The 14,360-nt window shown below is 46.3% G+C and carries 10 protein-coding genes; all 10 read right to left on the reverse strand.

The genetic code is table 11. From position 1 onward, the window contains the following. Positions 1-11 precede the first annotated feature (11 nt). The 10 genes from MRBLPE1_RS22775 to MRBLPE1_RS22820 all read right to left on the reverse strand — a co-directional run bounded on the left by MRBLPE1_RS22775 (position 12) and on the right by MRBLPE1_RS22820 (position 14,019). Positions 12-1,046 carry a glycosyl hydrolase gene (locus MRBLPE1_RS22775; protein ID WP_364149607.1) on the reverse strand — a complete coding sequence of 345 codons (1,035 nt, stop codon included), beginning with the start codon at positions 1,044-1,046 and terminating at the stop codon, positions 12-14. A 68-nt stretch (positions 1,047-1,114) separates the two neighbouring features. Continuing rightward, a complete protein-coding gene (locus MRBLPE1_RS22780; RefSeq protein ID WP_364149609.1) occupies positions 1,115-2,116 on the reverse strand; it encodes a carbohydrate ABC transporter permease in 1,002 nt (333 codons plus the stop codon). A gap of 26 nt (positions 2,117-2,142) precedes the next feature. Further along, the gene (locus tag MRBLPE1_RS22785; RefSeq protein ID WP_364149611.1) at positions 2,143-3,042 is read right to left on the reverse strand and encodes a carbohydrate ABC transporter permease; all 900 of its coding nucleotides are present in this window, start codon (positions 3,040-3,042) and stop codon (positions 2,143-2,145) included. Beyond that, on the reverse strand, positions 3,039-5,618 hold the full coding sequence (locus MRBLPE1_RS22790; RefSeq protein ID WP_364149613.1) for a DUF5696 domain-containing protein: 2,580 nt from the start codon (positions 5,616-5,618) through the stop codon (positions 3,039-3,041). Before MRBLPE1_RS22790 ends, MRBLPE1_RS22785 begins: the two co-directional genes overlap by 4 nt. A gap of 14 nt (positions 5,619-5,632) precedes the next feature. Then, the gene (locus MRBLPE1_RS22795) at positions 5,633-6,253 is read right to left on the reverse strand and encodes a Yip1 family protein (RefSeq protein ID WP_364149615.1); all 621 of its coding nucleotides are present in this window, start codon (positions 6,251-6,253) and stop codon (positions 5,633-5,635) included. Further along, a complete protein-coding gene (locus tag MRBLPE1_RS22800) occupies positions 6,250-7,743 on the reverse strand; it encodes an NHL repeat-containing protein (protein WP_364149616.1) in 1,494 nt (497 codons plus the stop codon). The genes MRBLPE1_RS22795 and MRBLPE1_RS22800 overlap by 4 nt, the downstream gene beginning before the upstream one ends. Before the next feature lie 14 nt (positions 7,744-7,757). Continuing rightward, positions 7,758-8,624: a carbohydrate ABC transporter permease gene (locus MRBLPE1_RS22805; RefSeq protein WP_364149618.1), complete on the reverse strand. Its 867-nt coding sequence runs from the start codon at positions 8,622-8,624 to the stop codon at positions 7,758-7,760. A gap of 4 nt (positions 8,625-8,628) precedes the next feature. After that, positions 8,629-9,552, reverse strand: coding sequence for a carbohydrate ABC transporter permease (locus MRBLPE1_RS22810; protein WP_414698907.1), 924 nt, complete (start codon positions 9,550-9,552; stop codon positions 8,629-8,631). Then, positions 9,552-12,455 carry an extracellular solute-binding protein gene (locus MRBLPE1_RS22815; protein ID WP_364149786.1) on the reverse strand — a complete coding sequence of 968 codons (2,904 nt, stop codon included), beginning with the start codon at positions 12,453-12,455 and terminating at the stop codon, positions 9,552-9,554. The genes MRBLPE1_RS22810 and MRBLPE1_RS22815 overlap by 1 nt, the downstream gene beginning before the upstream one ends. A gap of 202 nt (positions 12,456-12,657) precedes the next feature. Further along, positions 12,658-14,019: an ABC transporter substrate-binding protein gene (locus tag MRBLPE1_RS22820; RefSeq protein WP_364149622.1), complete on the reverse strand. Its 1,362-nt coding sequence runs from the start codon at positions 14,017-14,019 to the stop codon at positions 12,658-12,660. Positions 14,020-14,360 lie beyond the last annotated feature (341 nt).

Below are 14,360 nucleotides of genomic sequence, written 5' to 3' on the forward strand. Positions count from 1 at the left end.
GCCGCCGTACGCTAATCCCGCAGCGGGTAGTTTTGAAGATCTGGCAGCTTGTCCTTCGTTAAGGAGAACGGGTGATGGTAAAATTTAATAAGCTGATCCCGCTCCGTATGCTTCTCGGCATACACTCTGCGGCCATCCACCGTATCGTAGACAAAAGTGCCGTACCACGTGCAATTCCATGACCAAAGGGCTTGATCCCGCAGCATGAGATCCGGATCAGGAATCGGCCCGTTTTCGGACAAAGCGATGATTTTGTTCATCTTCGTGTAAGAAAGAGCCGTCTGAAAACGCTCGAGCTGCGACTCGTAATTTCGATCAGGAGGATAAATATCTTCACCAATAATGTCGACGAATTCGTCGCCCGGATACCAATCCGCATGTTGGCCGTTCCACACCCAAATCAAATGATTCAGCTTATGCATGTTCGTCATCCGGTCATACATCAGCTTCCACAGCCGAACGCATGGGTCCGCCCCCTTCGCCCCCCACCAAAACCAGCCTCCCGATGCCTCATGCAGCGGTCTCCACAGCACTGGCACGCCTGCATCCTGCAGCCTTTTCAGCTGGGTGGAAATCGCGTCAATATCCCTTATGAGCAGCTTATACTCCTCGGAATCATCATCAGCCATCGCCTTCTGAACGTCAAACGTCGTTGCTTTCGTATAAAAGCCGCTGCCCCATGTTCTGTCCGGCGGCAAATCAATTAAATCCTTAGGCGCATTCCAATGCCAGCAAAAGGTGACAATGCCTCCGCTTTGCCACCAATCGATAGCGATATCGGTATCGGAGCATTCTGCCCCGCGCTCTGTGCGCGAAGGTGAATAATTCATGAAATCGAAGCCGTATACGGCTGGATATTTCCCCGTAACTTCATGCAAGATTTCGAGCTCCGGTGTAGACACTACCCCGATTTGCTGGCCGGTCAGTATGCGGCTTCCGTAAATGTCGCACAAATACGTCATCAGCCTTTTGGCATTTTCATCAGCATTCGGATTTATAAGCTCTGGCTCTACCTTAAAACGAGATTGTCTCTCCGCATTCAGCATTTATGGTTTCTCACCTTTCTCGTTGTCTTCTATTCATGTTAATCATTCTATGCACAGCAAGCGATGCGCTAACCGATAATGCCGCTGCGCTCGACACTCTCAACAAAATAACGCTGAACGACCAAATACAGGATGATGAGCGGAATAATGGCTAGTAAAATGCCCGTATCAATAATCATCGCCACATGGTTTGGATCGGCCTTAACGTTAGCGCCGCTTCCGACACCTATCAATCCTGGAATCAATGCATTTGCTTGGGCAGATAACGTCGATATTTTAATCGGCATGAGAGCAGATTCACTCATGAATAAGGAAGTGAAAAAGGTATCGTTATATTGCCAAACGAAGCAAAACAAAACGACCGTAATAATCGGCGGCACTGCGTTTGGCAGCATGATTTTTAAAAATGTTTTCACGCCGCCGGCACCGTCGATCAATGCGGCTTCCTCGATCTCCTTAGGCATCCCTTTAAAAAACTGACGGAAAATATAAATGAACAATCCTGCTTTCAGTCCGATCGCAGTCGCTGAAGTAATGATCGAAGGCCAATACGTATTCAGCAAATTAACGCCTTCCTTGCCGGTAAATAAATGTAGCAAGCCAAGAATGTCAAAACTTCTAAAATGAAGATACATTGGTACCATCAGAGTGCTTGTTGGAACAAGTATCGTTAGGATGACCAAAGCGAACAACACGTTGCTGCCCGGGAAGGAAAACCGGGCAAAGCCGTAACCTGCCAGTGCGCAGGAAGCAGCAGTTAGCAGCGTGGTCACGATGACGAACACCAATGTATTCCCAATCAGTGGAAAATAGTTCAGGATTTCCATGGCTATCTTTATGTTGTCGAGTGTAAAGTTGACGGGTACCATGTAAATCGTTGGGTTGTAAATATCGATTTTGTCTTTGAAAGCTACAGAAAACTTCATAAGCAGCGGGTAAATAATGATGAACGATATTCCGATAACAAGCGCATAACGAAAAATGGCGTACAAAGTATCGATCGTCTTATTTTTTATTTTCATCAGCCGATATTTATTGTCCTCGGTGCGAACAGCTTGTGAAGCCTCCATATGCAGCTTCCTCCTTTGCAATTAACTCAGTTGTAATGCACTCTTCTCGATAGCAGCACGCCGATTATGACCAAAATGACGCTTATGATTATCGTGTAAATCCAAGACATTGCCGCGCTGAGTCCGAAGTTTTGCGTCGTGAATGCCGTGGAGAAAATCATATCGGTCACTGCGCTGCCCGTAAATGAATCAATAATTGTATAGATGACATTCGTCAGAATGAGCGGGCTCACTAACGGGAAAGTAATTTTCCAAAACGATTCGTAGGCTGTTGCCCCTTCCATTTTGGCTACCTCATACATCGCCCCTGGAACGGATTGCAGGGCAGCTAGGAAAATAAGAATCTGAACGCCCGAGCTCGTAATAATGTCATATATTCTTGTAATGGCTTGAACGATATAGTCTACGAAAGAAAGCGGCAGACCGATATCGCTGAGGATCATGACCATTGACATGATATTGTAAGTAGAAGAGGTTTCCCCCATTTCGTTGACGACGGTTGAATCGCCAACCAAATTGATTAATCCCGCCGTCTCGGCTGCCGATATCGCATTGGAGGCGAGTATGACCGGCAAAAAAAATATGGCTCGGGCGAGTACTCTGCCCCGGAACTTCTGATTTAGAAGCGTAGCAGAGAATAGGCTGAAAAATAGGATCATCGGCACGTTTAGCACCATTTCCGAAACCGATTGCGTCAAAATCCGATTAAAGGTAGCATCCACGAACAAGGCTTCTTTAAAGTTAGCCCAGCCCACCGGCTCCAACATAAAACCGCTTGGATCTACCGTTAATTTGCTGAAGCTAAATCGGATGGATTGGATCAGCGGCGTTGCGAACATGAATACGAATCCAAGCAGCCATGGGAAAATAAATGCCACTCCTAGAAGTGAGCGCTTGTGTCGTAAAGCTAGCTTAACTCCGTTCATGAACGCTCACCCCCTACCCAATAGTTTTGAGCTTCGATCGTATTGCCATTTACGATGACTTTTTTGTCGGTGTAATTAATGATAATCGATTTCCCATTGCTGTATTGCACCTCAACCACGCCTTCTTGATGGCGGATATGGTTCACCATTCGTTCGGCTTCTACTCCGGAGAGGACGTCATTCACTTTCTGGTACATCGACACTGCTTGCTCGTACCAGTCTTTGTAATAGGTAGAGAACATCGTGTCAAAATGAGTAAATTTCAATTTAGAAGACGATTCATAGCTCCATGCAAAATGCGGTGCTGAACCAAGCTCAATAGACCGAAGCAGCTGGCGTTGCAGATCCTGTTCGTCATCCAGATTAACCGCGCCGCCGGAATAGTCCAAATAACCGTGAATAACCATTTGATAAAAAGGAACTTCCTCATCCGTAATGACGAAACCGCTCGATGCTGTCGGCACATTAATCAGATGATCTGCGAATGGCCAAGCATAAGCATTACCTCCGGACAGCATCGTCTGGTCGATACGTTCTTCGACGTTTCTAAGCTGATCCTCAACAATTTTTTTGGCCGTTTCGCGTTGAATCACTCTGCTTGAGCGATAATCCGAGCTTAGCAGACTTCCGAGGTCGCGAAGCGCTAATCCTTGCATGCCAAGCGATTCATACTTATTCATAAAAGTATCCACGTAATATGGAAGCTTTGCCGGCGATAACAAATAGTAGGAGCCTAGCATCCTGTCCATTCGGCTCAGCGCCCTATTGTATGGATATAGCTCCGCTTCTTCGCGCGTAACGAATCTTGAAGCATCGGAAGAAGGCGCAAACCCGCCGTCGTCATGATAAATTTGTTGGAAAGCGACATCCGGGAACAACATCCCGCCCGACTGTTCCAGCTGCTTGGATAAATCGATGAAATCCGATTTGCTCCCTAGCTCGCGGTCTACCATCAGCTTAACAGGCGTTTGATGATTGACGCCGTTGCCGAACCACCCCGTATACCGCATCATCAGCCGGTCGATTCCGTCCGATTTCAATTGCTCAGCCATTTGAGAGGCTTGTTCAAAGGAGGTCATCGAAATGACGGAGCTGTAAGGCACGCCAAGAAAGGATTTTCTTTTGTCGACGGTTCCCAGAATATCCAAATAGAAAGGAAGTTTTTGATCTTCCTTAATTGGCTGAAGCTTATCCTCTTCTACGAGTCTGTCACGGTAAAGCTCTGCCATTCCCGAATAGCTCGCCTTGTCGCCCGAGAGAAAGCTATAGCGGATTTGAATATCGCCTTTATAAATCTCTTCATTCAGCAGTTGGATCTCTTGGATGGTAGAACCCGTATAAAGTTCCAGCTCGTCTTCACCGCGCAGCGCGTAGGTGCTGTGAATATAATTGTAGGAATTTTTTTTGCCGCTAATATCCGCCGATATGCTGGCGACCGCATCGCCTTCCTCAATAACGGCAAACCATGCCGAGCTGCCTGCTTTCATTCCGAATACAGGCATTCTGGCGCTCTCGCTCACTTGGCCCCGCCTAAAGCTGTTATCATTCGGGTCGAAGCCATACACCTTTTGCACGTATTGCTCTTCCTTCACTTTGCCGTTGTTTAAATGGATCAGACTGCCCGTACCGTCAGGCACGAACATGTAGCCTTCATTCTCTTTATCCGCGGCTCCAAAAAAGTTAAGCAGTTCTATGCTGCGAATTTGATATTCTCCGCTTTCCTTGACTTGATTGACCGGAACGGATGCAACCAGCGAGCCGCCGTCAATTCGGTATTCTAAAGGAATAACGAAATTCGGCTTCGACGATTCGCCCGCGCTTGCGCCGCCGTTTTCCTCATTGTCAAAAGCAAGGTCTTCCTCGGTATAGCCCGCCTTCGCAAAGGCAGCCGTCATTTTGCTCAGTACGAGCTGCTTCGAGACCTGCGCGTCCAAGCGCTCTAATATTTCCGGATTATCCTCTTTCGGATAATAGCGAAGCCCGACATATTTGGCCGTTGTTTTATCAAGCTTGGAGAGCACTTTCTCTTCCATTCTGGCTTTGCTTATATATTTCGGCAAAGCATCTACGCCGATTGAAGTATCGCCAATCGTATACGTAATACGAATCCCGTTCTCAATGCTTTCGGCCGTAAACTGCTTATTGCCGATGCTTTGCGAGAAGTTGGTGAAGGTATCCAATGTGCCGATGGCGTCTCGGAATAAAACCGTCAATTGCGACGATAATATCTCCTTCTCAAAGCCAGAAGCGACGGTATCCTCACTCCGATTAGGCGGATTGCTATACCAAACCTGGCCCTGCTGCTTATCCCTTACGGCCACCTCCGTCGTTTCGGCGTTAAAATACAACGATATTTCAGAGTTGTCCGCCACAAGCTTCATTCCCGGTAAGCCTTGCGATGAATCCGGCAATGCTTTTATCGTGCTTCCTGTCTCTAATTCGGTTGTCATTTTCATATAAGTGGCTGCTTCAACGGCTTTAACTCCACGACTCGCAAACCATATTGCGGAGCAGGCGGCAATACAAATGGCTGCGGTACAGGCCAGCACCGCAACCAGCATTTTACGATTTTTCACGGGTGCGGCCTCCTTTACGTACGGAAAATGAGTTCTCGATAAATGTTAATGAAAAAATCCGCCATTTGCTGGAGCATACTTAACACCAGCGTTCCTAGGAAGACGATGATTCCCATGACAATGACCGTCAGCGCCATCGTTATAATCGTTTTAAACGCGGAATACTGATGCACGGTCATCGTCCCCACAAACAGCAGCGCTAAAAACCATATGGTTGATATCGTCATCATTAAATAATAAAAAGCCGTTTCTTCCTTAACCATAAACCGGCTGGCAATCGTCATAGGCACGTATATGATCACTAGCGGAAATAGCGCATAGCCTGTTGCCATCACGATTTCCTTAAACTTTCCTTCCCCATCCATCAATGTGGTAATCGCCCAATTGGATATGCACCACAGAAAGAACGGAAATACGATCGTCACCAGCTGCGTCAAGCTGTTCAAATAACGCGGATCGTTATAGTTGACGAGAAACCCGGCAAACTGATTTCTCAAAATAACGGCGATGATGACCAGCAGCAAAAAAGTCAAGGCAACATTTACTTTTCCTTTGCTGTCATATTTCATATCCCAGAAACCGTCGAACGGATGCACAATGACGTGCAGCGGAAACTTGATGAAATCCTGCTTCATAGCGTTTTGCCCTCCTTAAGGGTTTGCGAAGCGAAGTTCGAAATGGCAAGCTTCCTCTTCTTCCTGCGAGAGTTTACCAATCTGAACGCCAGCCATGCTGCTGCTATGACTATCAATACCGTCAGAAATGTTCCAAAATGCTCCTTCATAACTTCCCTGCGATACCTTTTGTACGCAACAGAATAACTCTCACGGTCCATGCCAAGCTTGAAGTATTTCAGCGCTTCGCCGTTCTTTTTATCCATTAGCAGAGATTTGCCTATGCCTATATAGGCAATATCATAGTTGCTGTTTAATCGCAGCACTTCTTGCCAAACCGGTACCGCCTGCTTATCCTCGCCGTTGTAGTGCAGCTTCACGGCCTCATTTACGCTGGAGCCAAATTTCGTCGGTTCGAAGACGACGATGTTGCTTTTGCCTCGGTCAAGCACCAGCTGTTTTTCGCCCAAATGCTCGACAGCTACCGGGATTTTAAAGGTACCGGTCTGATTTCCTTTGCCGCCGTATATATAGAGCAAATCTCCCTCGTCATTATAGGTGAAGACTTTACCTTGATTCGCGTCAAGTACGCTGTACATGCCGTTCCCAAGCACCTTTACATCGATTAGCTTCGATGGGCCTACGGAAATACGGTAGCGAATATCGCCTACGACATCGAAGTAGCCAAACCGCTTCAGCACGTCTTCACCGGAAGGATTAAGCCTTTTTACCGGTTCTTTGGAATCCGGATCAATATTCGTTGCGTACACAAAACCTTTTGCATCAATGTCGATATTCGAAAACTCTGTTGGGATGAACAGCACCATTTGCGCTTTCTGGGCTTTGGTCGAAAGCAAGCGCCATAACACTTCCGTGTAGTCGCGCTGAACTTTGTTTGTACCGACATAGCCGATAAATTGACCTTTTTCATCAAACTGCATGATGCCTTCGTAGATGCCTTGGGCTACGACATAGACCCTTTTGGCTCGATCCACCGTTACCTTTAGCGGGATGAATTTAAAATCCTTTGGTAAAACATCGGACGTAGGCTGCTCAATGGTTCTTAACAGATTGCCGTCCTTCGAAAGCACGACAATACGGCCATTATCCGTATCTGCAATATAAAGATTTTCCTCGTCGTCAACAAACAGCCCCGACGGATTTTTAAAGCCTACCGTTTCCCCGTCTTTCTCGTACCCGTTAATCAAGCGTTGGACCTTCCACTGGTCATTTAAGCTGACGATGCGACCGTTACCGCTGTCTACGACATAGATCATGCCGCTTGAAGAGACCACCATATCGCTTGGCTCGACGAAGTCACCTATCCCAATATCTGCTCCGGAAATCGAAAGTATAGGTACGTATGCCGCAGGCGCCGGAACCGCTTCTTCCCAAAAGTTATAATTGTAGCTCTCATATGGCGTCGACGCAGCAGTCGCCGGCTCAGGCGCTGCATGAATGAACAATAGGGAAGCCGCCGCGATGACGAGAAACCATTTTTTCGCTGACATGTGCGTTTCCCCCTTTAATCTTTCATACCAGAAGTAGCCATCGTTTCGATGATTCGGCTTTGCGAGAAAACAAACAGCGTAATGGGAACGCTCATCAGAATAAGCGCTACCGCTGCTGCGGCTCCCGCGCGGGCAATGCCCCCGGCTACAACCTGATTAGCGGCAAAGTGAAGCGACTTCAGCTGCTCGCTGTAAATGAAACCATTGCCGTCGCTGCCCCAAAGGATTTGGAACAGCAAAATAATAAGCGTCAACCATGCCGGTTTTACATTTGGCATGACAATGGTCCAGAAAATGCGGTATTCGCTCGCTCCGTCGATTTTTGCCGCTTCAAGCAGCACATCGGGAATTTGTTCCATGAATTGCTTCATTAAATAAAGACCAAGCGAATAAGCGAATGCCGGTATGATGACTGCCCAATAGGTATCAATCAGGCCTAACCACGACATAATCATGTAGTTTGGTATAGCGGTAACGGCTGGCGTGAACATCAGTGATAGAACTACGACGCTGAACAAAAAGTTTTTACCCGGAAACTTATGCTTGGCAAGCGGATAAGCGGCAGCTGAAGCGAGCAGGACATGCCCGATTATTCCCATGCCCGTAATGAATACGGTATTGAAAATGTACCGCGAGAACGGAACCCATGAGTTGCCAAGCAAACCGAATAAATCAATGAAATTATTCATGGTCGGATTGCGGACAAACAGTGTTGGAGGGAACATAAAGATTTCATCCAACGGTTTGAAAGCATTGTTGATGGCGTAGATAAGCGGCACGATCATGAATGCCCCAAACGCGGTCAACAAAACGAATAACGAAAAGCTGCCCCAAAACGATCGATTGACCCGTTTCCTCGGAATTCGGAAAGAAAAGTTCATGAACTCATTCACCTACCCTGCGAAGAAGTTTTTGAACGATGAGATTCGATCCCACCATAATCATGAATAAGACAGATGCAATGGCAGAAGCGTAACCCATTTCAAAACGGGTAGTTCCGAAATCGATCAAATGAGTAACAATCGTTTCGGCCGCGTAGTTCACGCTTGGAAAACCTGCGAGAGCAATTGAAACGTCTGCGACCGCAAAGGCAGTCGTAATCTGAATAACGGCTCCGAACATGAGCTGCGGACGCATCGAAGGCAATGTGATATACCAAAGCTCTTGCCAGCGGTTTCTAACGCCGTCTACGGCCCCCGCCTCGTACAGCGTTCTATCGACCGTTTGCAATCCGGCAATAAAAGCGAGGAAGCCTGTTCCTAAGCTGAGCCACAGTTGGACAAGTATAATGATCGGCAATATATAATCCTCGGTTTTCAGCCACTGCAGCGGCTCCAGGATAAAGCCAAACTTGAGCAAAAGTCCGTTTGCAATGCCATAGCGGTCACCGGAGAAGATCATGAGCCATATGAAATATACGTTTCCGGAAATGGACGGCGCATAAAATACGAGTGTCATGACCGCCCTGAGCTTCGGTGACAGTTCATTAATAATCCATGCAAAAACAAAACAAGCGATGTAACTGATCGGCCCGGTAATGACGGCGAACAGCAGCGTGTTTTTCACTGCAATGAGAAACACGTCATCATCCAAAAATAATCGCGTATAATTTTGCCATCCGACGAATCTTGGAAACTCGAGCATATTGAAATACGTAAAGCTAAGTACAACCGACACCAAAACCGGCAGCACGGTGAACACGGCGAACAACACCATGTACGGCGCCAGCAAAATATAGGAATGCTTATTGGCTTTCACTTCCCGCAACTTCAGGTTCCACCAATTTTGCACGCTTGACCCTCCCCTCATTATTGCGGTAACCCGAACTCTTTCCGTTTCGTGCTGATCTCATCCTGCATATATTGGACATAGTCCATAATGGATTCGCGAGCTTCCACTTGCCCGACTACCGTTTTATAAAAGGCATTAAATAGATGCCGCCCCGTAAAATAACCGCCTGGCACTTCCGGAACGCCTTGTACCCATTCAAATTGCGCTTTCAAATTTTCATAGTCGTCCACTGGCCATGGCAAGCTGTCTAATGCTTTAATGTTCGCTGTCGGATAACGCGCAGCAGCGCCCATTAAACCTTCCATTTCCCGTCCAAACACCGTTTGCGTCGTTTCGCTTGTCCACCATTTCATGAACTCCCATGCCGCATCCTTGTCTTTGGCTTTTTTCATCATGACAACCGCGCTGCCGCCGCTTGGAACATCGCGATTAATAGAGCCGTCCTCTTGAATCGTTCCCGGTACGGGCGCGAAGCCCCACATGCCGCGAATCTCAGGGGCGAATACGGAAAGCTGGTTATACGTGGTATAATCCGCGATCCCAATCGGCATCTGCCCTGTACGGAAGCGATTCGAGAAATCATACTCACGCTCTAATTTGTAATCCGTATAAAATTCGGTCCATTGCTTGAACGTTTCGATTCCGATCCGCGAGTCGAGATCGGATTCTTTGCCGCCGTTGCGGTAAAGCTCTCCGCCGTTTTGATACAATAGCGTCGCGTACATCGAGTTAGGCGGAATATTTTGCCCCTGCACAGCAGCCTGCGCGACGACAGGCAAACCGAATTGCATATGGTTTTTACTAAGTACGGCAAGCAGGTTCGACACATCATCCCAGGTTTGGGGGATATCTAATTCCAGCTCGTCAAGCACGTCCTTGCGGTAAAAGAGCATGTTGAATGTTTGTGTTTCCGGCAATGCGTAAACTCCGCCATCATAGCTGTATGGAACGATAGCGCTAGAACGGAACCGTTCTTTTACTTCTTCGAAATCGGCAAATTGAGTCAAATCTGCCGAAGCATTGCGCATTGCAAAGTTGACCGGCAAATCATTTTCGATTTGCATTGCGATATCGGGTCCTTGGTTCGCCAGCGTAGCAGGCAGAAGCGTACCCATATTAACAAGCTTTAGATTGACATTGATGCCCGTCACCGAAGTGAAATTTTCATCAATCATCGCCTTCATGGTGTTGGCTTGATCTCGTCCGCTTCCAATCCAAACCGTAATCGATTTTTGCTCGTCATCTTCGGAAATATTTCCGATTTGGTTGTAATCGGTGAAAAAAGAGGATATAAAAGTCGATGTCTGATGCTTCAGTTTAGAAGTGAAGCCCATCCCTTTCTTCGGCATTTTTTTGCCGGGTGATGCTACATAAATCGAATCGATCTCAAGTGGCTGCTGCCTTGCCTGCTGAACCCATGTGCCAAGTCCGCCAGTATTTGTTTTGTAAGCCCCGAGCCTTCTCGGAACCGTCTCCGGCTTTTCAATCATTTCGTCCAATTGCACGGCCATCGTTTTGAGAAGGGCTTCTTGGTCGCTGGATTGTCCGGATAATTTGACAAGCTGTTTGGCAATGTCTTTAAGACGTATACTTTCTTCATCAAATACCTTAAGCAAGTCAGGAATTTTTTTGTCTATCTGATAATCTCGGTATTCATCTGGTTTCGTTCCTGTAATCATCAATATTTTGCGATACATTTCATTCAGGTTATAAAGACTGCCTTCGACTTCCCGGATTAATGGCGCAAATTCGCCAAGGCTAACCTCAAGCCGGAGCGTATGCTTGCCTTTTTCTAAATGATACATATAGGGAGAATCGCCGCCCATCACATCAAGCCGATAAGCGCTTTTATAGCGGAAGGCAACCTTCTCCATTTCCTTAAAAGGAGTTTCGCCGTCGATGGTCAATCTTCGAGTGGAATAAATGCCTCTGACGTAATTCTGTTGTGTCTTAAAAGCAATATTGTAAAGCCCCGTTTCAGGAACGTCGATTTCCCATTCCATCCATTGACCCGGAAGACGCCAATTAAGGCCGCCGATGGTATTGATTTTTATTTTCGAAGCGCTATACGGGGTTACAGCAGCACTTGAACGTTCGCTGAGAGGATATAAGGTTGGCGACGATTTCGCGATCGAGGCTTCCCCTTCAATCGTTATCAATTGGCCAACCGTCGCCTTTATGCCATCAGCTTCATATTGTTTAAGCACTTGATCGTAGGTTAAAGGCGAAGGCTGTTGAAATAATTTCAATTGTTTAACGACCATCGGTTCCCTTGTGGATTCAAGCGTAATCGTATGTTTGCCCTGTGAAAAATAAAACAGGAATGGCTCGTTCTCATAACCGTCTGAATCTTGAAACGACTTTTCGCTCCATCTGGGCTTTTCTACTTGCTTCGGTCTTAGTTCGTTGCCTTGGTTGTCTCTTACAACCTGAGACTTCTGATTGTTCCAAATACGGTCAAATTGTAAGAAGGCAGCTTCCCTGAAAGGACGTTCTCCATCAATGCTCAAATCCCGTTCGATGGCCGAGCTTTTCCCTTCAATAGGATAATAGAGCAAAGACAAATGGTATAATCCCGCTTCTTGCACATCGAAAGACCACTCCACTTTGCCTGATTCCCCTGTTAATAGCGAGGTTCCGTCCATCCCCTCGAAATCTTCTAGCTTCTTAAAATCAGTCCCTTCCACACGGGAATATTTTGCTGCTTCCAATACAATCTCCCGTTCTGGTCTCGCAGCCGCTTCATGTTGCGATAAATAATCATGATATTTTTGTTCATTATAGGACGATTCCTTGTTAGATTCAGAGCTGACTGTATCCTCCGTTAAAGCAAGATTCGGACTTCCGACTGCCTGTACCTTAGGTGCTGAAGGAAGTAAAATGAATACCGCCAAAACAAAAGGGACTATCTTCCTTGCCATATTGGTTAGCCGCAAATTGCTAATCACCAGAAGTCCTCCTTACAAGCGTAAACAGTTTCTCCGTCCTTAGGCGGGGAAGCTTACGTTTTATGGTGAAATATAAACCCATCTATCTTCATTCATTTATTTTCCGTGTATTCATACAAGCGGGGGAGGTCACGTAGACATCCCCCGGCCTGTACATTAGAACCACTGCGTATGATTACTTGCCAAGCTTGGCAATGGAAGCTTCTGCTTCCGGCTTATATTTCTCGGCAGTCGCTGTAACCGATTGATTATTTACGAGAATATCGGTAAGAAACTTCCCGGTAGGAAATTCAGGATAAGCGTCATCCAGCAAAATTTGCCCAGTGCCCGTGATATGATCACGCTGCATCGCTACGTCTTCCTCATGATTGTAAAGACCTTCCAGCCACTCTTGGCTAGGGAACTCTTCCGTTTGAGTGATGTCAAATGTTTCTTCATAAATTTGGTAAACCAGCTGCGCGTCCTTTACGCCTTTAGGAATAAATTTGGCTGCTTGTCCCGGGTTAGCATAGGTTACTTCCGGACTTCCTTGCGGACCGTTTGGAATTGGCACAACGCCGATATCAAAGGTTAATTCGCCGATGTTCCAAACCGGGGCTTGAAACATAGCTACGTCGCCGTCTTTAAATGTGTTAAATTCTTCATAATTCATTCTGTCGCCCGTTTTTACTTTAACAACGTTCTCCGTATTGTATAAACGATTTATGAATTCGGCTGCTTCGATCGTTTTGGGATCCGTTAAGCCTTGAACGCCAGTCGCTTCGTCAACGATTTTCCCGCCGTTTGCGGCAGTGAAGTTACGGAAAATATCAGTCGACCAGCCGGAAAAGCCATAAACGTCGATTTTACCGTCATTGTCTGTATCCTTTGTAGCCAGCTTGGCGATCTCTAAAAATTTATCCCAGTTCCAAAGCCCGCCTGTATAGAGTTCTTGAAGATCCGGAAGTCCAAGCTTTTTGAACAAATCCCGGTTGTAGTGCATGGCTGTTCCGCCTGAGCCCGGGTTATCGAATGCGTAAACCTCGCCGGCAATCGGTGGAGCTTTTGCCATTAGGTTCTCTTCGTTGTTGATGTTATTAGCTGTAGTCGTAAATTCGCTTAACGGAAGCAGTTGGCCTTTCAAAACTGCCGGCAGCGCTGCTTTATACTCCATTTGAACGATGTCGGCAAACGGCTCGCCTGTCAAAACGGTAGCCGTGAATTTCGGCATATATTCTTCAAAAGGAACGTTTACGAATTCAATTTTCACGTTATATTTTTTCTCTACTTCTTCAATCTTTGCCAGTCGTTCTTTCTCAGAGGTTGTTGTTCCAGCTGGCTTCAAATCCCACCATGCCGCGATTTTGATCACGCGGCCACCCATATCCACTGGCTCCGGCGTCGCGGTAGTTTCCTCAGGAGCTGACGTTGCTTCCGTTGTAGTGCTCTCTTTTGGGGCATTATTCGTTCCTTTATTTCCACTGTTTCCGCCGCTGCAGGCTGTAAGCATAAGCATGAAACATAACACCAAAATGGATAACCCTTGTATTTTTCTCATGACCGAACCTCCCGTTTTTACATTCATCAGTTGGTATAAAGTAATAACTTCCATTTTAAAGCGCTTGCATATAATGCAAAAAAAAATCTCTCACCTATCGCTCTACCTGCAACCACCTCTTTTTTTAGTTTTGTTTTTTTGTTTTGTTATTTTATTGCATAACAAATGTATCACCGAAAACAATTTCGGTCAATTGTTTTTTATTTGTTATTATAAATAACATTTTAGCTTCCGGTAAACCTGCTCGCCTTTTCTTTTAAAGCGCTTGTATTCTACAAAAAAACCCGTTATATTAGATCACATAACAAAATAACAAAACGAAAATCCGTTAATGTAATGAG

Source organism: Paenibacillus sp. LPE1-1-1.1 (assembly GCF_040676435.1).
Classification (GTDB): domain Bacteria; phylum Bacillota; class Bacilli; order Paenibacillales; family Paenibacillaceae; genus Pristimantibacillus.